A 22,842-nucleotide genomic window follows, 5' to 3' on the forward strand; every position below is an offset into this window, starting at 1 on the left:
TTACACTCATCACGGCTCGGCGCCCTGACGCCGTGAGCGTCCGCCGAACCGAACGGCGACGACGCCGGATGCCGGGAGGACGCGCGTGACCAAGCTCCTCGCCGACCGCCGCGTCCGCTTCCTCATCGCCGGGCTCCTCAACACGGGGCTCGACTTCGTGCTGCTCAACTGCCTCATCCTCTTCGCCGGCATGCCCGTCCTCGCGGCGAACCTCGTGTCGGTCACGGTCGGCATCACCATCTCCTACTTCCTCAACCACTTCTTCGTGTTCCGCCACGGCGAGCCCGTCACGCTGGGGCGCTTCCTGCGGTTCCTCGCCATCACGGGGTTCAGCTCGCTGCTGCTGCAGAGCGGCGTCATCTGGCTGTTCGAGCAGGGCTTCGACACGACCTTCGGCCGGTCGCTCCTCACGTTCGGGACGATCGCGGAGATGGAGTTCCTCGAGGTCAACGTGGCCAAGGCCACGGCCGTGCTCATCGGCCTGGTGTGGAACTTCACGCTGTACCGGCTCGTCGTCTTCAAGACGTCGGCGACGGACGGCCACGACGCCGCCGGCCCCGCGGGCGCACCCGCCGTCGGCGGCACCCCTGCGGTCCGCGCCGGCGCCTCCGCCGACTGAGCCGCCTCCCGGCTAGAGCAGCTTCCCGACCTCGGTCACGAGCTGCTGCACGCCGAGCACCACGAACAGGAGCGCGGAGACGCCCATCACCGTGTTGCTGAGCGGACGGTTCCGCCACGCGCGCGGCGTCCGGTCGGTGTTGAGGAGCACGAGCAGGGTGATCGCGAGGAACGGCATGAACAGCGCGCCCAGCACGCCGTACGCGATGATCAGCCCGATCGGCTGGTCGAGGAACAGCAGGCCGATGGGCGGGATCGTGAGCCACACGATGAACCCCCGGTAGTAGCTGCCGCCGAGGCGACGGCGCGGGTCGTCGACGTCGAGGCCGCGGACGTTCCCGAGGAAGTCCGCGAACATGAGCGAGACGCCGTTCCACACGCCGAGGATCGACGAGAACGACGTGGCGAAGAACCCGAGCAGGAAGAACCACGTCATGAAGGCGCCGTACCGCTCCCCCAGCACGTCGGCGAGCTGCACGAGCCCGCCCTCGCCGTCGGCCAGCGCGATGTCGGCCGAGTGGAGCAGCTCCGCGCCCACCACGAGCATGGAGAGCACGAAGACGCCGCTCATCACGTAGGCGACGGAGTTGTCGATGCGCATGACCTTCATCCAGCCGGGCGCGACCCAGCCCTTCTCGCGCAGCCAGTAGCCGTAGGCGGCGAGGGTGATGGTGCCGCCGACGCCGCCCGCGATGCTGAGCGCGACGACGAGGCCGCCCTCGGGGATCGTGGGGACGAGGCCGGTGAGGAGCGCCGGCACGTTCGGCACGGTCACGACGGCGGCGCCCACGACGGTGACGAACATCAGGCCGACGAAGACGGCGATGATCTTCTCGAACGCCGAGTACCGCCCGAACCAGACGACGACGGCGCCGACGAGGCCGCAGCCGATCGCGAAGACCTTGAGGTCGACGCCCGGGAACAACGCCGCGAGCGGGAGGGCCGAGGAGCTCATCGCGGCGGCGCCGTATACGAGGCCCCAGATGAGGATGTACGGCCCGAAGTACCACGTGGTCCAGCGGCCGACGCTGCGCCAGCCCTCGAAGATGGTGCGGCCCGTCGCGAGCGAGTACCGGCCCGCGCCCTCCACGAGGAAGATCTTGATGATGACGCCGAGGACGGCGGCCCACAGCAGCGCGTAGCCGAAGCGGGAGCCGGCCACGAGGGTCGCGACGAGGTCGCCCGCGCCGATGCCCGTGGCGGCCACCACGAGGCCCGGGCCGATGATGCGCCAGCGCTTCGCCGACTCCTGGGGTTCGCGGACGTCGCCGCGCGTGTCGAGGTCGGTCATGAGCGGGCTCCCGTGCGTCGTCGAAAGGGGGTCCCGTCCCACCTTACGCACGGCTGGGCGCGTCGCGACGGCCGAGGCTGTCGCGACGCCCGCGGATCAGACGCCGAGCAGCTGCTCGATCGGCCCGCGCGCGAAGAAGACCAGGAACCCGGCGGAGACGACCCAGAGGAGCGGGGACACCTCGCGCGCGCGACCGGAGAACGACCGCACGAGCACCCAGGAGAGGAAGCCGACGCCGATCCCGTTGGCGATCGAGTACGTGAGCGGCATGACCAGCACCGTGAGGAACACGGGCAGCGCCACGGAGAAGTCGGTCCAGGAGATGTCGCGTATCTGCGACGCCATGAGCGTGCCCACGATCACCAGCGCCGCGGCCGCGACCTCGAGCGGCACCACCTGCGTGAGCGGCGTGAAGAACATCGCGAGGAGGAACAGCACGCCCGTGACCATCGACGCGAGACCCGTGCGGGCGCCCTCGCCGATGCCCGAGGCCGACTCGATGAAGACCGTGTTCGACGAGCTCGACGTGGCGCCGCCGGCGACCGCGCCGAAGCCCTCGACGACCAGCGCGCCCTTGAGGCGGGGGAAGTCGCCGCGCTCGTCGGAGAGGTCGGCCGCCTTGGCGAGGCCCGTCATGGTGCCCATGGCGTCGAAGAAGTTCGTGAAGACCAGCGTGAAGACGAGCATGAGGCTCGAGATGATCCCGATGCGGCCGAAGGCGCCGAAGTCGAACGCGCCGACGAGGCCGAGGTCCGGCAGCGACACCGGGGCGCCCGGCAGCACGGGCGCGTTGAGGTTCCACCCCGTGGCGCCCGAGGTGTTCGACGGCCCGATGTGGAAGACCTGCTCCACCACGATCGCGATCAGCGTGGTCGCGACGATCCCGATGAGGAGCGCGCCCGGCACCCGGCGGGCCATGAGCACGCCCATGATCACGAGGCCGACGATGAACACGACCGTGGGCAGCGACGCGATGGAGCCGTCGATCCCGAGCGCGAGCGGCGAGGCCGGCACGCCCGTGCCGCGCACGAAGCCGGAGTCGACGAAGCCGATGAACGCGATGAACAGCCCGATGCCCACGGTGATGGCGGTCTTGAGCTCGCGCGGGACGGCCCGGAAGATCATCGTGCGGAGGCCCGTGGTGGCGAGCAGCACGATCACGAGGCCGTTGATGACGACGAGGCCCATCGCCTCCGACCAGGTGACCTGGCCGACCACGCTGACCGCGAGGAACGAGTTGATGCCGAGTCCCGCGGCGAACGCGAACGGGAGGCGCGCGACGAGTCCGAAGAGGATGGTCATGACGCCCGCGGTAAGGGCCGTCGCGGCGCCCACCTGCGTGGCGCGGAGCCAGTTCCCCTCGACGTCGAGCGTGGCCGCATCCGCGCTGAAGCCGCCGAGGATCAGCGGGTTGAGCACCACGATGTACGCCATCGTCACGAAGGTGAGGACGCCGCCGCGCACCTCGCGGGCGTAGGTCGAGCCCCGCTTCGTGATCTCGAAGAACCGGTCGAGCGCACCGCGCGCTCCGGAGGTGTCGGGGGCGGGGGACGACGTGCGCGCTTCGGTCATGGCTTCTTCCGCGAGGGGTCGGGTCGGGCGACGGGGAGAGGAGAGGAGCCGACGACCTTGTCGGACGGGATCGAGCCTAGGGGCGGGCCCGCGGACGGGACCAGCCCGGATGCGCGCCGCCGGTCAGGAGTGCAGGGCCGGGATGATGAGGTACACGCCGTAGAGCACGGCCAGGCCGCTCAGCGCGAAGCAGACGTAGCCGCCCACGGTCGCGGCCTGCGGGCGGATGCCGGTGACCGACACCTTGTCGCCCTCGTCGTCGTACTCGGTGCCGACGGCGAGCAGCCGCACGCCGAGGGAGAAGAGGCACACCACCGCGACGGCGCCCACGAGGGCCGCCACGGCGACGACGAGGAACGCGCTCCAGTCGATCATGCGGCCTCCCTGGCCTTCCGGGCGGCCTTGGTGGCCTTGCGACCGCGCACGGCGAACCCGGCCGCGTCGACCTCGACGATGGCGTTGCGGGCGTGCACCGCGTTCCGGCGCGAGCGCCAGAAGATCCAGACGATGACCGCGACGCCGACGACCGCGTCGATGACGAAGCCGACCGTGCCGGTGCTCGCGACGAACGCGGCGACGGCGCCCACGATTGCGGCCGACGGCAGCGTGAGCAGCCAGCCGAGCGCGATCTTCCCGACCGTGTTCCAGCGCACGGACGCGCCGCGGCGGCCGAGGCCCGAGCCGATGACGGAGCCGGAGGCGACCTGCGTGGTCGAGAGCGCGAAGCCGAGGTGGCTCGACGCGAGGATGGTGGCCGCGGTCGACGCCTCGGCGCTGAAGCCCTGCGCGGGCTTGACCTCGGTGAGGCCGGATCCCATCGTGCGGATGATGCGCCAGCCGCCCATGTAGGTGCCGAGCGCGATGGCGACCGCGCACACCGCGATGACCCAGAACTCGGGGCCGGAGCCCGCCGCCTGGAAGCCGCCCGCGATGAGCGTGAGCGTGATGATGCCCATGGTCTTCTGCGCGTCGTTGGTGCCGTGCGCGAGGGCGACGAGCGACGACGTGAAGATCTGGCCGTAGCGGAAGCCGCCGCGCTCGTTCGGGCCGCTCGAGCGGCGCGTGATCGAGTAGGCGAGCTTCGTGGTCGTGTACGCGATGAGGCCCGCGATGGCCGGGGCGAGGAGCGCCGGGAGGATGACCTTCGACATCACGACGCCGAAGTCGACCGAGCCGAGGCCCGCCCCCACGACGGCCGCGCCGATGAGGCCGCCGAACAGCGCGTGGCTGGAGCTCGACGGGAGGCCGCGGAGCCAGGTGACGAGGTTCCAGACGATGGCGCCCATGAGGCCCGCGAAGATCATCGTGGGCGTGATCTGCACGCCGCCGTCGCCCTCGCGGATGATGCCGCCGGAGACGGTCTTCGCCACCTCGGTGCTGAGGAACGCGCCCACGAGGTTGAGCACCGCGGCGATCGCGACCGCCACGCGGGGCTTCAGCGCGCCGGTGGCGATGGGGGTGGCCATCGCGTTGGCCGTGTCGTGGAAGCCGTTGGTGAAGTCGAAGAACAGCGCCAGGACGATGACCAGGACGACGATGAGGGTGAGATCCACTACCGGATCCCTCGAGCGGATGTCACAGTCCTCGATCCTAACGGCTTGCACACGGGCGGCCGGGACGGGCGACCGCGCGATGACGGTCGGGTGAACGTCCGGGGCCGGGCGCCGGTCAGATGTGCGGCACGAAGTCGCGCCACGCGACCCGGCGGTCGGCGTGCGGGTCGTGCTCCACGCGGTCGACGACGTCGAACACGTAGGTCGCCCGGCGGCGCGGGCCGCTGTCGCGGATGCCGCCCGGGCGGATGCGGGCGCGCACGCCGACGCCCCGGCGCGACGGGCCGCGCTCCCCCGCCGCCCCGGTGCCCGCGGTGACGTCGTCGGCCTCGGCGAGGTCGCGCGCGACGTCCTCGTCGTCGCCGACGTACGCGGGCCACGACTCGTCGACCGTGCCGTCCTGCGCGAAGCGGAGCCAGGCGAGGCGCATGCGCTCGCCCGCCGCGACGAACGCGCGCCGGCCGCCCAGGAGGGTCATGCCGCGGCCGAGCAGGGAGTCCATCCGGTCGAAGAGGGCGAACAGCTCCAGGCCGTGGGTCGCGTCGAGGCCCATCAGGCGCACGAGTCGCGGCGCGACGTCGAAGCGGTAGAAGTGCACGGGCGCGTGGCGGGCGTGGCGCTCGGCGACCTTGATCGACGGGAACCAGAACGCGTAGTCGCCGCCGAAGTCGAGCGCGGCCCGGCGCTTCGGGAGGCCGGGGTACAGCGCGGCGAGCTCGTCGCGGTGCTCCTCGTCGGTCTTCGCGAACACGGCCTCGATGCGCGACGGCGTGGTCGCGAGTATGTCGAGCCGTCCGGTGAACAGCGATCCCTCGCGCTCGTTGGTGCCGATGATGAGCGGCACGCGCGCGGCCCGACCGTGCTTGAACGCGTCGAGCGGGCGCTCGGGCAGCACGTCGCCGTCGATGACCGGGCTGAACGTGATCGTGCCGGGCTCCTGGTCGGGCGTGCGGACCATGAGCTCGTTCGCGGCGGTCGCCAGCGTGGACGAGCTCGCGGTGGTGAGGAGACGGACGGCCTCCGCGTCGTCGGGCGCGCGACCGGCGCGATCGGCGAGGATCCCCACGAACTGCTCCGCCCACCGCGCGGTCTGCTCGGCGGGGTAGACGGCGTTCGTGGGCGAGCTCTGCGCGATGGCGCGGGCGAAGAGGCCGTGCGCCGACGGCGTCGCCATGAGCGTCGTGACGGCGTTGCCGCCCGCGCTCTCGCCGAAGACCGTGACGTTCGCGGGATCGCCGCCGAACGCGCGGATGTTGTCGCGCACCCACTCGAGCGCGCGCACCTGGTCGCGGAGGCCGAGGTTCGACTCGATGGGCCGCTCGGGCGTCGAGTAGCGGCTGAAGTCGAGGTAGCCGAGGGCGCCGAGCCGGTAGTTGAAGCTGACGTAGACGATGCCGCCCTGGCGCACGAGGCCCTCGCCCTGCACGGGGACCTCGCGCGAGGATCCGACGACGTAGGCGCCGCCGTGGATGAAGACCATGACGGGCCGCAGCTGCGACTCCCGGTTGACGCGCGCGGCGTCGGGGCTCAGGCCGGACGGCGCGATGACGTTGATCGTGAGGCAGTCCTCGCCCATCGGCGTGCCCTGCGGCGCGCCCATGAAGGCGCCCGCGCTGACCTGCGGCGCCACCCGGCCGAAGTGCTGCGCGAAGCGCGCGCCCTCCCAGCCGACGACGGGCTGCGGCGCCCGGAAGCGGAGGTCGCCGCGGGGCGGCGCCGCGTACGGGATGCCGCGCCAGGCCTCGACGCCGCGCTGGCGCACGCCGCGCACGGTGCCGCCGGTGACCGCGACGTCCAGCTCCGACGGGTCGTACGCCGGCATCGGCGGATCGGCGTCGGGGGTCACCCGACGAGCTTACGTGCCCGCCTCAGGCTCCCGGGACGGGCGTCGCGAGCAGCCGCTCGATCGCCCGCTGCGCCCGCCAGAGCGCCGACTCCGTGCGGAGGCGCTCCGCCTCGTGCAGCACGCCGAGCGCGAAGGAGCCCTCGCCGCGGGCGGCGAGGCGGCGGGCCTCGTCGCGGAGCACGCGCTGCATGGCGAGGCCGTCGCGGTGCTCGCCGAGCTCGTCGTGGACCTCCTCGGCGGCCGCGGCGAGGCGCATGGTCTTCCGGCCGAGGATCGGCGCGGTGCGGCCGCTGACCTCCTCCGCCGCGTAGCGCAGGCGCTTCGCGGCCTTGCGGACCTCGTGCAGCGCCTCCACGCGCGCGGCCTCGCCGGGCGCCTCCTGCGCGACGGCGGCGCGGCGGCCGACCCGCTCGGCGTCCCGGCGGAGGGCGGCGTGCAGGGCGGGACCGGCGGGCGCGCTCGCGTCGTGCGTGAGCGGCGGATCCGCCACGAGCCGGTCGAGGTCGTCGAGCAGCGCGACGTAGCGCGCGGACGAGAGCGCCCGGATCACGCGCTCGCGGGCCCGGCGGTACCGCTCGTCGAGGACGTCGTGCAGGGCGTCGCCCACGTGGTCCGGCACCGTGTCGGCGTCGTGCTCGACCACGGACCAGACGACGCGGTCGCGCAGCACCTCCATGTCGCGGGCATCGCCGAGCACGACGCCGAGCGCCGTGAGCTCGGCGCGCAGGGGCGCGGTGGCGGCGGGGTCGATCACGTCCTGGTGGGTGCGCAGGGCGCTGCGGAGGCGGCGGACGGCGACGCGCATCCGGTGCACGGAGTCGGGCTCGTCGGCGCGCACGTGCGGGTCGGCGGCGACGAGGTCGCGGACGCCGCGGGCGAGCACGGCGCGGGCGACGTCGGACGCGGGGCTCTCCCTCGTGAGCGTCGCGGGATCCGGCAGCGCGGGACCCGCGGGCGCCGACCGGCCGAGCGCGTCGGCCCCCAGCGCCCGGGCGAGCTTCGAGGCGCTGCCCGAGGGGCGGGCCCCCGCGTCGAGGACGTGCCGCTCGATCCGATCGAGGAGCGCCGTGCGCTGCTTCCGCTTGGCGGGAGCGTCCGGCAGCAGCTCCACCTCCCACTCGTGCCAGGCGCGCACCGTGCCGCCGCGGACGTCGGATCCGGTGACCCGGTCGTCCGCGAACTCCGCGACCGCGCGGCCGTCGTCGTCGTGCAGCGTGACGGTGGTGCGCACGGTCTCGAGGCGCGCGAGCGGCGTGAGCTCCCGGCCGCGCACGTGGACGGCCACCTGGTCGAGCACGGGGCCGGGGATCGCGCCGTCGTCGTCGTCGCCCTCCGCGAGCGGCCAGCCGAGCTCGGTGCGGCCCTCTCCCCCGTCGGCCGGCAGCTTCACGTGCCAGCCGGCGTCGTGCCCGCCCTCGCGGCGGCGGAGGATCATGCGGCGGTCGGCGAGCGCGTGGTCGGCGGTGTCGAGGTAGACCGCCACGAGGGTGACCGGATCCGCGGCCCGGGCCTCGGCGACCCCCTCGATCCCCGTGAAGTCCGGGACGGGGACGCCGTCCGGCACGTCGTACTTGCGCTCGATCTCGACGGACTCCGTGTGCACCATCCCCCCTGTGTAGCGCACCCGCGTGGACGCGACCAGCCGCCGGGCGTCCCGGGAGCGGCGGAGTCCGGGCCGTGGGTCAGACTGGCAGGCATGCCCGTCCGCCCGACCGCCGCCGCCACGCGCGCCGCCGACCTCGCGCGCGGACGCGTCGCCGCGCTCGGGGTCGCCGGGCGCACGGGGCCCGACGCCGCGGCAGCCGTGCGCCCCGACGGCGACGCCGACGAGCGCGCCCTGCACCGCCGCCAGCGGATCGGCCGCGAGCTCGGCTGGTACGCCTGCCGTCGGGCGGTCTACGGCGTCATGAAGCACCGCGGCATCGACATGGCCGCGAGCCTCACCTTCTACTCCACGCTCTCGCTCGTCCCCGCCGCGGTCGCCGTGCTCAGCCTCATCGGGCTCGTGGGCGACACGCGCGCCGGGGTCGAGGGCGTGCTCGGCGTGCTCACCGCCGTGCTGGGCGGCTCCGCGGTCGACGTGATCCGCGACCCCGTCGAGCAGCTCGCCGACGGCCCCAGCTCCGGCATCGCATTCACGGTCGGCTTCCTCGGCGCGCTCTGGACCTCGGCCGCCTACGTGACGGCGTTCGGCCGCGCGATGAACCGCGTGCAGGAGACGGAGGAGGGGCGTCCGCTCGTCAAGTACCGGGCGCTGATGCTCGCGGTGACGATCGTGCTGCTGGTCGTGAGCGTCGTGATGGTCGGCATGCTGCTGCTCACCGACGAGGGCGCCCGGGCGCTCGGGCAGCACCTCGGCCTCGGCGACACGACGCTCGTGGTGTGGGCCGTGGTGAAGTGGCCGCTGCTCGTGGTGCTGCTCACGGGGATCATCGGGGTGCTGTACGCGGCCACGCCGAACCTGCGCCGCCGGCGGGTGGACCTGCTCACCTGGGGCAGCCTCGTGGCCATCGTCGCGTGGGGCCTGGGCACCGCCGGGTTCGTCGCGTACGTGACGCACGTGGCCACCTACGAGTCGACCTACGGCGTGCTCGGCGCGGTGATCGTGCTGCTGCTGTGGCTCTACATCGGGAACCTGTCGCTCGTGCTGGGCGGCGAGCTCGACGTGGAGATCATCCGCGCCCGGCAGCTGCAGGCGGGGATCCCCGCGGAGCACGCGCTGCGCCTGGCGGTGCGGGACACGACCCGGACCGAGCGCCTCGCCCGCCGCCGCGCGCTCCTCGAGGACGAGGGGCGGCGGCTGCGGGAGGCGCGCAACCCGGCGGATGCGCCCGCGGACGACGACGGGGAGCGCCGGGCGGACACGCCGCCGACGCTCCCCGAGGACGACACGAGGGAGGTGCGGGTCAGGAGGCGCTGGTCCGCACGACCATCTTCCCGACGTTCTCGCCGCGCATGAGGCCGGTGAAGGCCTCGAACGCGCGGTCGATGCCGTCGATCACGGTCTCGTCGGCCGTGATGCGGCCCTCGGCGAGCCACGGGCCCATCTTCGACGCGAACTCGGGCGCGAGGTCCTGGTGGTTGCCGAGGGTGAAGCCGCGGAGCGTGAGGCCGCGCGTGACGATGCGGCCCGTGTTGCGGATCGCGATCTCCTCGCCCGTGGAGTTGTAGGTCGAGATCGACCCGCAGTTGGCGACGCGGCCGCCGTCCTTGAGCGCGCCCAGCGCGGCGGAGAGGTGGTCGCCGCCGACGTTGTCGAAGTAGAGGTCGATGCCGTCGGGCGCCGCCTCGGCGAGCTTCCCCTCGAGGTCGCCTCCGTGGTAGTCGAACGCGGCGTCGAAGCCGAGCTGCGACGTGAGGCGCTCGACCTTCTCCGGCGTCCCGGCGCTGCCGACGACGCGCGAGGCGCCCAGCAGGCGGGCGATCTGGCCGACCATCGAGCCGACGGCGCCGGCCGCGCCGGAGACGAAGACGATGTCGCCTTCCTTGACGGACGCGATGCGCGTGAGGCCGACGTAGGCGGTGAGGCCCGTGAGGCCCAGCACGCCGAGGTGCGCGGAGGATGCCACGCCCGGGACCTCGGGGACGGGGCGGAAGCCGCCGGCCTGGCCCTGGGCGACGTCGCGCCAGCCGAGCATGTGGCTGACGAGCGCGCCGACGGCGAGGTCGTCGGAGCGGGACGCGACGACGCGGCCGACCGCGGATCCGGTCATGGTCTCGTCGAGCTGGAACGGCGGCACGTAGGACGGCACGTCGTTCATGCGGCCGCGCATGTAGGGGTCGACGGAGATGAACTCGTTCTCGACGCGGACCTCGCCGTCCTGCAGGTCGGGGAGGTCGACCTCGACGCGGCGGACGTCGTCGGGGGTGGGCTCGCCGGTGGGGCGCTTCGCCAGCTGCCACTGGATGCTGCGTGCAGTCATGGGTCTCCTTGCGTTCTCGGGGTGCGGGCGGTCGGACGGCCGGCCCGCGGCGCTCGTGGCGCGGCCCCACCCAACCACCGCCGTCTGGGTGCGGCACCCAGCGAGCCGTGGCCTCGTGACGTGACGGCCGGGCGCGTCGCCGCGTCCGTCCGCCCGGCCGCCCTTCGTCCCGTCCCGCCCGAGTCCCCGCCCGGGTCGCGCTACGCGGCCGTCGTCGCCGCGCGCTCCTCGACGTGCGCGGCGAGCACGTCCCGCACGCCCGTCCACGTGTGGGCGCCGAACCGCTCGCGGTCGACGTGGCGCAGCTCCGCCTCGCCGCTGTACATGCTCACGAGGTACTGCATCCCCTGCCAGGCGGGGAACGCCTCCTGCTCGTCGCGGCCGAGGCGGCGCATCGCCTTGCTCGCGGTGGCGAGGACGCCCGTGGATCCCGCCCACTGCAGCGCGAACGGCGTGCCGGTGACCTCGGTCATGATGCGCGCGAGGTCGCGCGCCGTGACCCGGTCGCCCGCGACCTCGACCGCGCGGGGCGCGTCGTCGTCGAGGGCGACGAGCGCGACCACGCGCGCCGTGTCGTCCTTGGTCGTGAAGTCGAGCACCTGGTCGGCGGACGACCAGTAGAGGACGCGGCGCCGGTCGAACAGCACGATGGGCGCCTGGCCGGTGAGCATGTCGGCGAAGGCGCCGATGAACACCGAGGTCGCGCGCACGGGCGCCGCGTCGAGGTCGGCCGAGAACTCGCGCCGCAGCTCGAAGTTGCGGTTGCTGCCGGGGGTGACGCGGCGGTAGTCGGCGGAGTAGTCCGACGGGATGAAGCGCGGGACCCCGGCGGCGACGGTCGCGGCCAGCAGCGCGCGCTGCGCCCCGACGATCACGGCACGGGCGCCGCTCACGGCGGAGACGACGACGCGCGCGCCGTCGACCCCGCGGATCAGCGCGGCCCGGTCCGTGTACGCCGCCTCGACGACCTCGACGCGCGGGTCATCGCCCCACGCGTCCCGGGCGGCGTTGCTGCCGGGGCGGGTGAGCACGCGGACGCGCGCGCCCGCCGCGAGGAGCTCGCGGACGATGCGGCGGCCGATGTCGCCGGTGGCGCCAGCCACGACGACGGGGCCGGATGCGGATGCGGGGGAAGAGGTGGTCACGAGTGTTCTCCGTCTCGGGGGGTGCGGCGCGCCGGTCGGCGCGAACGATGGGGGGCCGCGACGGGCTGCTCGAGGCGCGCCACGTCCGACTGCTCGGCGGCGGGGCCCGCGGCCTCGCCGATGCCGACGGCTACGCGGGCGAGGAGACGCCGGAAGGCCGTGCGCTCGGCCGGGGCGAGGTCGCGCATCAGGCCGTCCTCGACCTCGCCGAGCGCGATGCGGGCCGTCGCCAGCAGGGCGCGTCCGGCGTCCGTCGCGACGACCTGGCGGACCCGCCGGTCGCGCGGGTGCGGCTGCCGCTCGACGTGCCCGCCCGCGGCGAGCGCGTCGATCACGTACGTCATCTGAGTCTTGTCGATGCCGAGGCGCTGCGCGAGCGCGAGCTGCGACGACGGCTCCTCCGTGGTGATCGCGACGAGCACCTGGTACCCGCGCGGGCCGCCCGGCACGTCCGCGACGGCGGTCTGCGCCGTGCGCACGAAGCCCTGGTAGACGGCCTGGATGGACCAGCCGAACTGCGTCTCGATGCCGCCGGAGCCCCAGTCGATGCCGGACGCGTCCACGTCGGGGTCGTGGTCGGCGCGGTCGCGGGTCGCGGAGGAGGAGGAGGTCATGGGGAGAACGTACCCCCAGAAGATCGTCTTTTGCAAATACGATCTTCGCGCGCGATGGATGGCCGGCGCGCAGCACCGCCCCCGGCTCAGCCGCCGAACGGCCGCAGCGACACCGACTCGAGCGTGCCGTCGCGCGTCTGGTCGACCACGAGGCGCACGGCGCGCGCGACCGACGCGGGCTCGAGGTACCGCGTCTCGTCGTACTCCCCGCCCTCCTTGGCGCGGAGCTCACGTTGCATGTCGGTGGCGACGCGTCCGGGGTGCACGCTCGAGACGCGCACGCCGTGCGGTCGCTCCTCCTCGCGCAGGGCGTCGCCGAGCGCGCGGAGGGCGAACTTGGATCCCGCGTACACGCCGCCCGTGGGGTTGGCCGTGAAGCCGGATCCGGAGTTGACGAGCACGACCTGCCCGCGGGCCGCCCGGAGCGCGGGCAGCAGCACGCGCGTCACCTCCGCGACGGCGAAGACGTTGACCTCGAAGACGCGGCGCCACTCGTCGACGGGCGTCTCGGCCACGGCGTCGCCGCCGATCACGCCGGCGGAGTGCACGAGCACGTCGAGGCGGTCGAGGGCCGGCACGAGGCCGGCGAGGCCGCCCGCGGCGAGGTCGGCCGGCCAGCCGACCGCGTCGGGCAGGGAGGCGGCGAGCGCGTCGACGGCGGCGCGGTCGCGGCCGTGCACGATCACGCGGTGGGTGCGGGCGAGGTCCTCCGCGACGGCGCGGCCGATGCCGCGGGTGGCTCCCGTGACGAGGGCGACGGGGCGGGCGTGGTCGGTCATGGATCCTCCTGGGTCGCGGTCCTCCAGGCTACCGACGGGCGCCGGGCCCGCGACGGCCGCGGCTGGCCGCGGAACGCGACGGGTCGGGAGCGCTCCGCACCATGACGTAGCGTGAAGAGGCCCGCCGCCCGGCGGCCCGCCGCCCGAGAGGATCCGCCCGTGCACGCCCGCTTCCCCGCCAGCCTCGAGGTGCTGCGCCAGGAGGCCCGCGACGAGCTGGACGCCGTGATCGAGCACCGCTGCCGGAACGGCGACGACCCCTGGGAGGTCATCCCGCAGCTGCCGACCGTGGACGAGCACGTGGTCGCGACCCTCCGCCAGGACGCGCTCGAGGCCGACGGGATGGCCGAGGAGCTCGCCCGCGTGCGGCACCCGTCGGCCGAGCCGGGCGTGGTCGCGCGCTTCGAGTACGGGCTGCTGCGCGCCATCGCGCTCGAGCACCCGGACCTCTCGCGTGCGGTCTGGACGCTCATCGGCCGCATGGAGCGCGACCTGCGCCGACGCGCCTGAACCGGTGATGAGAGCGGTATTCGCCCTCGGCGAACGCCTTGGCACTCCCCCACCCCGAGTGCTAATCTGAACGCAGTTGAGCCGAGGGGGCTCAACCCCGGAGATCATCACCGCAGATCATCAGAGGAGTCGAGCATGAACATGACCTTCGATCCGTTCCGCGAGTTGGACCGCGCGATGGGCGCGCTGGCCGAGACCCGCCAGGCGAACCGGCCGATGCCCATCGACCTGCACCGCGAGGGCGACACCTACGTGCTGGCCGCCGACCTCCCGGGCATCGACCCGGGCTCGGTCGACATCGACGTGGACGGCCAGCTGCTGACCATCCGCGCTGAGCGAACTCTCGCCGGCGACCAGAACGTCCGCTGGCTGACGCGCGAGCGCGTGGCCGGCACGTTCCTCCGCCAGCTCACGCTCGGCCAGGGCATCGACACCGAGCGCATCTCGGCGCACTACGCCAACGGCGTGCTCAGCGTCACCATCCCGGTGAGCGAGCGGGCGAAGCCGCGCAAGATCGCGGTCACGTCCGACGAGCCGCAGGGCCAGGAGGGCCGCACGCTGACGGTGGAGCAGGGCGCGCACGCCGCGAGCTGATCCGCCCGGGCGCGTGAGGCGCCGCACACGACGAGGAGCCGTCGTCCGCACCCGCGGGCGGCGGCTCCTCTCGCGTCCGGGCGCGTGCCCGGCCGGCCCGACGCGTCAGCCGATCCGCGGCCGCAGCCCCGCGTGGATCGCGAGCGGATTGCGCAGCGAGCCGTGGATCTGCATCACCGGCGCCTGGAGGTCCACCATCCGCCGGTTGTCGCGCAGCTGCAGCCGGTTGAGGCACGAGCGGTCGAACGACGGCGTGAACAGGTCGAACCGGGAGAAGCGCTCCGCGAGCTCCGGGTGCGCACGCTCGTGGTCGGCGAGCGCCTCCGCCGCGACGCGCCACAGGCCGTCGGGGCCGAGGTCGTCGCGGTCCTCGACGAGCGCGGCCGCGAACCGCAGGAACCCGTCCATCACGTCGGTGAAGACCGTGAGGGTGCGCTCGTCCTCGGGGATCTCCATGCGGATCCGCCGCACGTCCTCCGGGAGCTCGCGCTCCATGTCGAAGAGGGCGACCTCCTCGGCGATGTCCTTCATCAGCACGCGGACGACGACGTGGTCGCGGAGCACGAGGATCACGTTCTCGCCGTGCGGCATGAACGCGAGGTCGTGCGCGATCAGCGCGTGCGCGAGCGGCACGAGGTAGGCGTCGAGCCAGCGGCGGATCCACGCCGCGGCGCCGATCCCGGACGCGTCGATGAGCGCGTCCAGCACGCTCGACCCTTCCGCGTCCACGTGCAGCAGGCTCGTCATGCTCATCAGCCGCTCGCCCTCGGCGAGACCCGGGACGGGCGACTCGCGCCAGAGCGCCGACAGCATCTTGCCGTGGGAGTGCCCGGGCGGCAGCGCCGAGTCGACCCGGGCGTCGCGCACGCCGACGGACGCGACCTCGCGGAGGATCCCGAAGCCGAGGCGCGCGAACTCGTCGTCGCCCGTCACGAGCGCGTGCACCCAGTCGTTGATCGCCGGGGTGACCGCCATGTAGGCCGGCGACAGCCCGCGCGTGAACCCCATGTTGAGGATCGACAGCGACGTCTTCACGTAGCAGCGTTCCGGGGTCGTGCGGTTCGCCCACGTGCGGATCGACTGCTGGGCGCCGTACTCGTCGTCGCCCGTGCCGAGGAGCACGATGTCGCGCGTCGCGATCAGGCCGGCGAAGGTGACCGTGACGACGTTCTCCCACTGCCAGGGGTGCACGGGCACGAGGACGCGCTCCGCCGGGTCGATGCCGTGGTCCGCCATCCGCGCGCGGAACCGCCCGCGGACGACCGGGCCGAGCTCCGCGTCGAGGAACGCCTCCCGGTCGAGGCCGTCGACCGAGGCGAAGTGCGCGAGGCGCTCGTGCACGGCGAGCCAGAGGATCCGCACGTCCTCCCCCGCCTCGGGCGCGTACCGGTCGTGGTCGTCGAGGTCGAAGCCGATGCGGCCGTTGGTCGCGACGAAGCAGGGGTGGCCCTCGTCCATCGTCGACTCGACCTCGGCGTAGGACGCGGTGAGGAGGCCGCGGGCGTCGGGCACGTCGCGGAGTCTCGAGAACGCGGCGGCCGAGAGCGTGCTCTGGATCTCGTCGAGGTAGACCGGCAGCACCTCGTCGGTGATGCCGAGGCGGTCGCGGAGGTCGAGCACCAGGTCGATGGCGTCGAGGGCCGCGGGCTCGCCGTCGACCGTGCGGCGGATGCTCGCCTCGTCGACGTCCCAGTGGTCGAGCTCGAGGATCCTGGCCCGGTACGCGTACGCGCTGCGGCCGTCGGCGCTCGCGACGCGGTAGTCGGCCCAGGCGCGCGGGTCGTGCGGCGTGCGGGGTGCGCCGGGTGCCCGCTCCGGATCCACGCGCTCGGGCTCGACGAGCAGCTCGTGGGCGAACTCGGCGAGCGCCTTGCGCACGAGGTGGCGCGTGGCGGCGGCCCAGGCGTCGGGACGGAGGTGCGCGGCGGGGTGGACGCGCGGATCCGGCTCGGAGGTCCTCGACGCGGCAGCCGGCCGGGACTCGGGGTGGGTGTCGAGGGAGCGGTCGTGGGTGAGGGTCATGGCGTGTCCGTCCGTGGGGGTGGCGTGCGGGAGGGCGTCGTCGCGCGTGGCGACGCTGAGGAGCGCGTGCTTGGCGCCGAGGTCGACGACCCGGAGCGGCCGGAAGCCGACGAGCTCGTTGAGGCGCTGGATCCGGGTGTTCCGGACGTCGGGCTCGACGACGAGGCGCTCCACGGCCGGGTCCCGGAGCAGGTGCGCGACGACGTGCCGCATGACCGCGGTCGTGAACCCGGGCAGCGGGTCGCCGGCCGGCGGGGCGACGAGCAGGTGCATCCCGCGGTCGCCGGGGAGCGGATCCAGGTGCGCGCCGATGGGGTCGTCGGCCGGGTCGTACGCCTCCACGAGGAACGCGGGGACGCCGTCGTGGAGGCCGATCCAGGCCTCGCGCCGCGGATCCGCCGCGATGGACCGGTACTCGGCCCGCACGTCGTCGAGGGTCGCGTGCTCCATCTGCCAGAAGCGGGCGCGCGGTGCGGTGACCCAGGCGTGCACGAGGGCGGCGTCGCCGTCGGGATCGAGCGGGCGCATGTCGAGCCCGTTGCGGGGCTCGGCCCCGAGGTCCGCTCCGGCCGCGGCGTCCGCGTCGGGTGCGGCGGTCGAGGCGGGCGCGGGCGCGGGCGCGCTCACGCGAGCACCCCCGATCCGGCCGTGGGCGCGTCGTCCGGCAGCCCGAACTCCTGGAACGCGATCCGCTCCTCCACCGCGTACGTCTCGCGGCCCGTGATGGCGCGCAGGATCCGCGAGTTGCGGTGCGCCGTCATCCCGAGGTCGGGCGCCACGAAGCCGTGCGTGTGCACCTCCGCGTTCTGCACGAAGAGCGTGCCGGCGTCGTCGACCGTGTGCTCGCGTGCCACGTCGAGCCGGCCGCGCGCGTCACGGTGCACGCGGTCGCCGAGCCCGTCGAGGATCCGCGGGGCCTGTGCGTCGTACCCGCTCGCCATGATCACCGCGCCCGTCGGCCACTCGCGCTCGGCGCCCGTCTCCGCATGCCGGAGCCCGAGGACCGCGCCGCCGTCCGGCGTCGCCCGGGACGAGACGACCTCCGCGTTGGTGAGCAGCCGCGTCGGCACGCCGGATCCTGCGTCGCCGCCGTGCGCCAGCCGCCCCTCCGCCCGCAGCGCGTCGAAGGCGAGCCGCTTCCGGTAGAGCGTGTGGAAGACGTCGTCGATGAGCTCGGAGTCGATCCCCTTGTAGAGGTTCCGCTGCTCGCGCAGGAGCACGTCGCGGGCCTCCGCGGGCAGGCCGAAGAAGTGGTCGCTGTACTCCGGGCTCGTCATCTCGAGCGTGAGCCGCGTGTACTCGAGCGGGAAGAACCGGGGCGAGCGCGTGATCCAGTCGATCCGGTACCCGCGGGAGTCCACGTCCTCGAGGAGGTCGCGGTAGATCTCGGCGGCGCTCTGCCCGCTGCCGACGACCGTGATCGCATCCCGCTCCTGCAGCGCGTCCTTGGCGCCGAGGTAGCCGGAGCTGTGCACGACGCCCGGGAGGTCGCGCACGGCCTCGGGCAGCCACGGCGGGGTGCCCACACCGACCACGAGGTTCCGTCCGCGGTGCACGTGCGCGCCGCCCGCGGAGTCGACCGACTCGACGACGTACGCGCCCGCGGCCTCGTCGTAGCGGATCGCCCGCACGTCGCGATCGAGCTCGATCCCCCGCGCGCGCTCCGCCGCCCACCGGCAGTACGCGACGTACTCGCTGCGGAGCACGAAGAAGTCCTCGCGGATGTAGAAGGAGTAGAGCCGCCCGGTGTCCTTGAGGTAGGCGAGGAACGAGAAGCGCGAGGTCGGATCCGCGAGCGTCACGAGGTCGGCCAGGAACGGCGTCTGCAGGTGCGCGCTCGGCAGCATCATGCCGGGGTGCCAGTCGAAGCGCGGCTTCCGCTCCAGCACGACGAGGTCGAGGTCGAGCGGATCCGCGAGGCACGCGAGCCCGAGGTTCGCCGGGCCGAGGCCCACGGCGACGACGTCGCGGATGCGGTCGGGCGCGCCGACCGATGTCGCGGCGCTCATCGGGCGACCTCCGCCACTGCGTCGACGGCACGGGCGGCGTCGGCGGCGTGGCCGGCCTCCGCAGCCACGGTGACGTCGCCCAACCCCGCGTCGAGCGCGTCCCCCGCCGCCACGACCATCCCGAGGATCTCGCGGATGTGCGCGTCCGTGGTCGCGGGGTTCAGCAGCGTGAGCTTCAGGTGCGCGCGCCCGCCGACGCGCGTCGCCGCGACCATCGCCCGGCCCGAGTCCTGGATCGCCTGCCGGATGCCGCGGTTCACGGCGTCCGAGCGGGCGCCCGCGTCGGGCCCCGCGGATCCGTCCCGCTCCCCCGCCGGCACGTACCGGAACACGAGCGCGCTGATCTCCGGGCGCACCACCACCTCGAGCGCCGGATCCCGCCGCATCGCGAGCCAGGTGCGGTCGGCGAGCGCGATGACGTCGTCGAGCATCCGTCCGACCCCGTCGGCGCCCACGGTCCGCAGCGTGAGCCACAGCTTCAGCGCGTCGAAGCGCCGCGTGGTCTGCAGCGACTTGTCGACCTGGTTCGGGATCTCCTCGTGGGCCCGGTCGGCGGGGTTCAGGTAGTCCGCGTGCAGGGTCGCGTGCCGGAGCGTGCGGCCGTCGCGCACGATCAGCGCGCTGGAGCTCACGGGCTGGAAGAAGGTCTTGTGGTAGTCGACCGTCACGGAGTCGGCGCGCTCGATCCCGTCGAGGAGCCGCCGGTGCCGGAGCGACGTGAGGAGGCCGCCGCCGTAGGCCGCGTCGACGTGCAGCCAGATGCCCTCGCGGCGGCAGACGTCCCCGATCACGGGGAGCGGGTCGACGCTGCCGAAGTCGGTCGTGCCCGCGGTGGCGACCACGGCGATCGGCAGGAGGCCGGCCGCGTAGCAGCGCGCGAGCTCGCGCTCGAGGGCGTCGACGCGCATCCGCATGGCGTCGTCGGCGGGCACGCGGACGACCGCGTCGGGCGCGAGCCCGAGGATGCGGGCGCTCTTCTCCACGCTGAAGTGGCCGACCTCGCTCACGAGGATCCGCATCCGCTGCCGGTCGGCCATCGACAGCCCGTGCACGGCCGCCGCCTCGTCGCGCGCGAGCAGCAGCGCCTGGAGGTTCGACTGGCTGCCGCCGCTCGTGAAGACGCCGTCCGCGTCGTCGCCGAGGCCGATGCGGCCCGCCGTCCAGTCGATGAGCGACCGCTCGATGAGGGTCGCGCCCGCGCTCTGGTCCCACGTGTCCATCGACGTGTTGACGCTCGAGAGGATGAGCTCCCCCGCGAGGGCCGGGATGAGGATCGGGCAGTTGAGGTGCGCGACGTACGACGGGTCGTGGAACCAGACGGCGTCGCGGAGGTAGAGGTCGTCGAGCTCGTCGAGGGCGGCGTCGAGGCCGCCGAGCGGGCGGTCGAGGTCGAGGCCCGCGAAGGAGCGGCGGAGGCGGTCGGGCGTGATCCCGGTGAACGGGCCGTCGGCGCGCCGGGCGGCGGAGCGCACGTGGTCGGCGGCGGCGCGGAGCGCGGCGTCCCAGCCGGGGAGCGAGCGGTCGGAGAACAGCGCGGCGGCGGGGTCCGCATCGGCCGCGAGCGGGTCGGCGCGGCGGTCGGCGAGGAGGGTAGAGGACAGGGGGACGGGGGCGTGCGGAGTGGGAGACATGGGTCCTTCGCGGTCGAGGTGGAGCCGTGTCCGGGTCACGAGCTGGCGTGCGAGTTAGGTAAGGCTCACCTACTATCGACGTGCTCGGGCGAGAACGCAACCCGGCCGACGACGACCCGCGGGGACCCTCCGCGGGGCGGTCGCGCGACCCCGGATCGGGGGCGCCCGGGCCGCACGGCGTGGCAGAGGCACCTGGTGACCGATGGGTCCGTGCCGTGCGTCCCTCCTCGCGGCGAGCCGCCTCAGTGGTGGAACAGCCGCAGGCCGGTCCGGACATGGACGATCCCGTGCTCCGCGCACGCGGCCGCGACCTCGTCGGCGCGCACGGATCCGCCGGGCTCCGCGATCCAGCACACACCGTGCCGCCGGGCGTGGTCGACGTTGTCGCGGAAGGGCAGGAACCCGTCGGAGACGAAGGCCACGGCATCGAGCCCCGCCAGCCATGCGCGTCGTCGGGCGGCGTCGATCACCGGGACTCCGCCGAGGAGCACGCGGGACAGTCGGGATGCCTCGTCTGGCGTCATGTCGCCCTCGAGGCAGCGGATCCGCCCGTTGATCCGCTCCTGTCGCCCGACCCCGGAGCGGAACGCCATGTCCCGCACCTCCGGGAGGCGCCGCAGCCACCAGGCATCGGCCTTCGCGCCGGCGAGACGCGTGCAGTCGACCCGCGACTGCTGCCCCGCGCCGATCCCCAGGGTGACGCCGTCGCGGACGTACGCGACGGAGTTCGACTGTGTGTAGCGGAGCGCGACCATTCCGAGGAGCAGGTCGTCCACGGCGCCATCCGGCAGCGGCCCCCCGTCCGCGGGCGCGAGCAGCCGCCGGTCGATCACCATGTCGTCCCGCGGCTGCGTGAGACGCACCCCGTGCACGTCCCGTGACTCCTCGGCAGGAGGCACGACGCGCTCGTCGGCCTCGAGCACGACGAAGGCGCCGCCCTTCTTCCGTCGCAGGATGTCGACGGCGCCGGGCTCGAAGGCCGGGGCGATGATCCCGTCGGACACCACGGACGACACGCGGGTCGCCAGATCGAGGGTGACCGCGTGGCTGACGGCGATGAAGTCGCCGTAGGACGACTTGGGGTCGGCATCCCGGGCCCGCAGGTACGCGCTCGTCACGTCGTCGACCTCCTCCGCGGCGTCGAGCCCGGCGTCGGCGCGGAGCACGGCATCCAGCCCGCCCGACCGGGCGACGCCCGCCGGGGACACGTGCTTGAACGACGCGGCCACCACCGCGCCGAGTGCGACGCCGGCCTCGCGCACGAGCTGCCACGCGTTCAGGGCGTCCAGGACGTTCACGTAGGAGAGCTCGCCGTTGACGACGGAGAAGGGCATGGCGTCCGGGAGGACGGGTGCGAGCCGCGCAGGGTCCCGGTGCGGGTTGATCCCGTATCGCATGTCCATGTCGCCATCGCCTCCTGCGGTCGTCGTGACGCGTCGCATCCGCGCGTCGGGAGCGGTCGGGATCGTGCCGCGGGACGCCAGTACATCGAGGATCCGCCCGGCGCCCGCTGCTCCGTGCACAGTCCGGGACCGGGTCGCCGCCCGCCCCCGCTCGTAGGGTGGGGGCATGAGCGATCGCGACGAGCACGCAGACGGCATCCGCACCGGGCGCGGCCCCGGCGATCCCGACGGGCTGGTGACCGTGGACGACGTGGTCGCGGCCGACGGCGGCCCCGCCGGCGTGGGAGACGCGGTCCGCGAGCCGGAGGGCACCGACTACGGGCACGCGGAGGAGGACACCCTCGAGGTGGAGGACGCGGATCCCGCGAGCGCCGAGTACCCGGAGGTGCCGGACAACCGCTCCGTCACGGCCGCCGACTCGCACATGAGCGCGCCCGCCGACGACGCCGCCGGCCACGTCGACCCCGAAGGCCGCTGACGTGACGGATCCGACGGCCGACGGCGCCGCGCGCCACCCGCTCGCCGAGCCCGCAGCCATCGACGCCGACTCGATGGAGGAGCTGGCCGAGGCCGCCGAGGAGGACGCCCGCGAGGACGCCCCCGACCCGTTCGGCGAGGGTCCCGACGACATGTGATCCGGCTCGGGATCCCCGGCGACGCCCCGCCCGGATCCCGTGCATGGGCGTTGCCTGAACGCCACCACACGCCGCGGGAGGCCGAGCGTAGCGTCGGCCGCATGGACACCGACGATCCGCGCCTCCAGCCCGCGGACACCTCAGACACCAATCAGGACAAGGACTTCATCTCGCCCAGCGAGGACGACACGCAGGTGAAGCAGGAGCAGCAGATCGTCGACAGCGAGGGCGTCTCCGACGACGTGCCCGCCGCCGCGGACGACGTGCAGGTGCTCCCCGGATCGGGCGGACCCGACGACGTCGGTGAGATCGACGTGGATCCCGACGAGCTCAACCTCAGCGGCGACTCGATCCCCGGCCACCCCAAGCCCGAGGCGGGTGAGTGACCGTGACGGACGCCACCTCCACCGCCCCCGGTGACGACGCCACCGGCGACGACACGGCCCTCGACGCGGTCGGCATGGACCAGGAGACCGTCGTGAACGACGCGGTCGCCGGCGAGACCGTGCTGCCCGACACCGACGAGCCCGTGGAGCAGATCGACGAGGACGACGCGGTCGCGGCGGCCAACGCCGAGCCCGAGGCCGACGCCCTCGGCGTCGACGGCGAGGCCGAGGCGGTCCTCGCCGACAACGACCTCGCCGGCCAGGACATCGACCTCGACGACACCCCGCCGAGCTGACGCCCGGCACCCCAC

At 73.9% G+C, this 22,842-nt stretch carries 22 protein-coding genes; 8 read left to right on the top strand and 14 right to left on the bottom strand.

What is annotated here, in order from left to right; all coding sequences use genetic code 11:
• Positions 1–85 precede the first annotated feature (85 nt).
• A complete protein-coding gene (locus ACU4ZT_RS10900) occupies positions 86–619 on the top strand; it encodes a GtrA family protein (protein ID WP_063070595.1) in 534 nt (177 codons plus the stop codon).
• 12 nt (positions 620–631) lie between these two features.
• On the opposite strand, the gene ACU4ZT_RS10905 is transcribed toward ACU4ZT_RS10900, so the two are convergent.
• The 6 genes from ACU4ZT_RS10905 to ACU4ZT_RS10930 all read right to left on the bottom strand — a co-directional run bounded on the left by ACU4ZT_RS10905 (position 632) and on the right by ACU4ZT_RS10930 (position 8,486).
• Positions 632–1,909 (bottom strand): Nramp family divalent metal transporter, encoded by a 1,278-nt coding sequence (locus tag ACU4ZT_RS10905; RefSeq protein ID WP_445337162.1) that lies wholly within the window; start codon positions 1,907–1,909, stop codon positions 632–634.
• A gap of 96 nt (positions 1,910–2,005) precedes the next feature.
• Positions 2,006–3,481: an NCS2 family permease gene (locus ACU4ZT_RS10910; protein ID WP_063070597.1), complete on the bottom strand. Its 1,476-nt coding sequence runs from the start codon at positions 3,479–3,481 to the stop codon at positions 2,006–2,008.
• Positions 3,482–3,604: 123 nt separating this feature from the next.
• Positions 3,605–3,856 carry a hypothetical protein gene (locus ACU4ZT_RS10915; protein ID WP_012298545.1) on the bottom strand — a complete coding sequence of 84 codons (252 nt, stop codon included), beginning with the start codon at positions 3,854–3,856 and terminating at the stop codon, positions 3,605–3,607.
• Entirely contained in the window at positions 3,853–5,034 is a 1,182-nt protein-coding gene (locus ACU4ZT_RS10920) for an inorganic phosphate transporter (RefSeq protein WP_063070598.1), read from the bottom strand. The genes ACU4ZT_RS10915 and ACU4ZT_RS10920 overlap by 4 nt, the downstream gene beginning before the upstream one ends.
• Positions 5,035–5,149: 115 nt before the next feature.
• Positions 5,150–6,880 (bottom strand): carboxylesterase/lipase family protein, encoded by a 1,731-nt coding sequence (locus ACU4ZT_RS10925; protein ID WP_254654446.1) that lies wholly within the window; start codon positions 6,878–6,880, stop codon positions 5,150–5,152.
• Positions 6,881–6,902: 22 nt separating this feature from the next.
• On the bottom strand, positions 6,903–8,486 hold the full coding sequence (locus ACU4ZT_RS10930; RefSeq protein WP_414764048.1) for a CYTH and CHAD domain-containing protein: 1,584 nt from the start codon (positions 8,484–8,486) through the stop codon (positions 6,903–6,905).
• Positions 8,487–8,576: 90 nt separating this feature from the next.
• Here ACU4ZT_RS10930 and ACU4ZT_RS10935 point away from each other — a divergent pair, with 90 nt between their 5' ends.
• Positions 8,577–9,839, top strand: coding sequence for a YihY/virulence factor BrkB family protein (locus ACU4ZT_RS10935; RefSeq protein WP_445337163.1), 1,263 nt, complete (start codon positions 8,577–8,579; stop codon positions 9,837–9,839).
• On the opposite strand, the gene ACU4ZT_RS10940 is transcribed toward ACU4ZT_RS10935, so the two are convergent.
• From ACU4ZT_RS10940 to ACU4ZT_RS10955, 4 genes are all read right to left on the bottom strand, one after another.
• A complete protein-coding gene (locus tag ACU4ZT_RS10940; RefSeq protein ID WP_445337164.1) occupies positions 9,787–10,803 on the bottom strand; it encodes an NADP-dependent oxidoreductase in 1,017 nt (338 codons plus the stop codon). The genes ACU4ZT_RS10935 and ACU4ZT_RS10940 overlap by 53 nt on opposite strands.
• 200 nt (positions 10,804–11,003) lie before the next feature.
• Positions 11,004–11,948 (bottom strand): NmrA family NAD(P)-binding protein, encoded by a 945-nt coding sequence (locus ACU4ZT_RS10945; protein WP_445337165.1) that lies wholly within the window; start codon positions 11,946–11,948, stop codon positions 11,004–11,006.
• Complete coding sequence (locus tag ACU4ZT_RS10950; RefSeq protein WP_445337166.1) at positions 11,945–12,562, bottom strand: MarR family winged helix-turn-helix transcriptional regulator; 618 nt, start codon at positions 12,560–12,562, stop codon at positions 11,945–11,947. Before ACU4ZT_RS10950 ends, ACU4ZT_RS10945 begins: the two co-directional genes overlap by 4 nt.
• Positions 12,563–12,648: 86 nt before the next feature.
• Positions 12,649–13,341 (bottom strand): SDR family oxidoreductase, encoded by a 693-nt coding sequence (locus ACU4ZT_RS10955; protein WP_063070701.1) that lies wholly within the window; start codon positions 13,339–13,341, stop codon positions 12,649–12,651.
• 159 nt (positions 13,342–13,500) lie between these two features.
• On the opposite strand from ACU4ZT_RS10955, the gene ACU4ZT_RS10960 reads away from it, so the two are divergent.
• The gene (locus tag ACU4ZT_RS10960) at positions 13,501–13,851 is read left to right on the top strand and encodes a hypothetical protein (RefSeq protein ID WP_063070603.1); all 351 of its coding nucleotides are present in this window, start codon (positions 13,501–13,503) and stop codon (positions 13,849–13,851) included.
• Positions 13,852–13,986: 135 nt separating this feature from the next.
• Positions 13,987–14,445, top strand: a complete 459-nt coding sequence (locus ACU4ZT_RS10965) for an Hsp20/alpha crystallin family protein (RefSeq protein ID WP_012038780.1) — start codon at positions 13,987–13,989, stop codon at positions 14,443–14,445.
• Positions 14,446–14,550: 105 nt separating this feature from the next.
• Here the strand turns inward: ACU4ZT_RS10965 and ACU4ZT_RS10970 are convergent, their stop codons facing one another.
• The 4 genes from ACU4ZT_RS10970 to ACU4ZT_RS10985 all read right to left on the bottom strand — a co-directional run bounded on the left by ACU4ZT_RS10970 (position 14,551) and on the right by ACU4ZT_RS10985 (position 21,708).
• On the bottom strand, positions 14,551–17,094 hold the full coding sequence (locus tag ACU4ZT_RS10970; RefSeq protein ID WP_445337167.1) for a GNAT family N-acetyltransferase: 2,544 nt from the start codon (positions 17,092–17,094) through the stop codon (positions 14,551–14,553).
• A complete protein-coding gene (locus ACU4ZT_RS10975) occupies positions 17,091–18,476 on the bottom strand; it encodes a lysine N(6)-hydroxylase/L-ornithine N(5)-oxygenase family protein (protein ID WP_445337168.1) in 1,386 nt (461 codons plus the stop codon). Before ACU4ZT_RS10975 ends, ACU4ZT_RS10970 begins: the two co-directional genes overlap by 4 nt.
• Entirely contained in the window at positions 18,473–20,107 is a 1,635-nt protein-coding gene (locus ACU4ZT_RS10980) for a pyridoxal phosphate-dependent decarboxylase family protein (protein ID WP_445337169.1), read from the bottom strand. Before ACU4ZT_RS10980 ends, ACU4ZT_RS10975 begins: the two co-directional genes overlap by 4 nt.
• 242 nt (positions 20,108–20,349) lie before the next feature.
• Positions 20,350–21,708 (bottom strand): phosphoribosylaminoimidazolecarboxamide formyltransferase, encoded by a 1,359-nt coding sequence (locus ACU4ZT_RS10985; RefSeq protein WP_445337170.1) that lies wholly within the window; start codon positions 21,706–21,708, stop codon positions 20,350–20,352.
• On the opposite strand from ACU4ZT_RS10985, the gene ACU4ZT_RS10990 reads away from it, so the two are divergent.
• The 4 genes from ACU4ZT_RS10990 (at position 21,677) to ACU4ZT_RS11005 (ending at position 22,827) form a co-directional block, all read left to right on the top strand.
• Complete coding sequence (locus tag ACU4ZT_RS10990) at positions 21,677–21,988, top strand: hypothetical protein (RefSeq protein WP_414764056.1); 312 nt, start codon at positions 21,677–21,679, stop codon at positions 21,986–21,988. The genes ACU4ZT_RS10985 and ACU4ZT_RS10990 overlap by 32 nt on opposite strands.
• 1 nt (position 21,989) lies before the next feature.
• The gene (locus ACU4ZT_RS10995) at positions 21,990–22,145 is read left to right on the top strand and encodes a hypothetical protein (protein ID WP_270981061.1); all 156 of its coding nucleotides are present in this window, start codon (positions 21,990–21,992) and stop codon (positions 22,143–22,145) included.
• A 101-nt stretch (positions 22,146–22,246) separates the two neighbouring features.
• Positions 22,247–22,531: a hypothetical protein gene (locus ACU4ZT_RS11000; protein WP_414748975.1), complete on the top strand. Its 285-nt coding sequence runs from the start codon at positions 22,247–22,249 to the stop codon at positions 22,529–22,531.
• 2 nt (positions 22,532–22,533) lie between these two features.
• Complete coding sequence (locus ACU4ZT_RS11005; protein WP_254654448.1) at positions 22,534–22,827, top strand: hypothetical protein; 294 nt, start codon at positions 22,534–22,536, stop codon at positions 22,825–22,827.
• The last annotated feature ends 15 nt before the right edge of the window (positions 22,828–22,842 follow it).

The sequence above is a fragment of the Clavibacter davisi genome, from assembly GCF_052751415.1.